We start from the raw sequence: 484 nt of genomic DNA, 5'->3' as shown, positions 1-484 counted from the left end.
CCGCAGATCCCCGTGAATCACCCGGGTTAGCCACCCGCACTGCATCTCTCGTCCGCCCCCGGCGAGGAGGCCGTCCCAGTAGTGGTCGATCTCGGCCTGGTCGGAACACCGGATCTCCAGCGAGATCGCGTCGGTGTACTCGACCCCCGGTCCGCCGTTGAGCGCGAGGAAGGTCCGTCCGTCGAGCTCGAACTCCACGGTCAGGACCTCGCCGGCCTTCGGTCCCGGGGTGTCGACGGGCGTCTCGTCGACGGCGATGACCCGCGAGTTCGGGAAGACCGAACAGTAGAACTCCGCGGCCTCCTCCGCCTGCCCGTCCAACCACAGGCACGTGACGAATGTCGTCATCTCGACCCTTCCTCCAGCCCGTGCGGGCGTGTCCCGGGTCCAGTGTCCACCCCCCGCGGGCCTCACGGAACACCATGGCGCGTCGCGATCCGGCAACGAAAACCGGCTGGCCCCGGCCGCGACTAAGATCTGCGTG

At 68.6% G+C, this 484-nt stretch carries 1 protein-coding gene; it reads right to left on the bottom strand.

Features of this window, described 5'->3' with window-relative positions:
* Positions 1-348 (bottom strand): VOC family protein (locus G6019_RS12525; protein WP_182627721.1); only part of this gene is annotated, 348 nt, incomplete at its 3' end.
* Between the last annotated feature and the right edge of the window lie 136 nt (positions 349-484).

The sequence above is a fragment of the Dietzia sp. DQ12-76 genome (assembly GCF_014145045.1).
Taxonomy (GTDB): Bacteria; Actinomycetota; Actinomycetes; order Mycobacteriales; family Mycobacteriaceae; genus Dietzia.
This window is presented reverse-complemented; position numbering and strand designations above follow the sequence as displayed.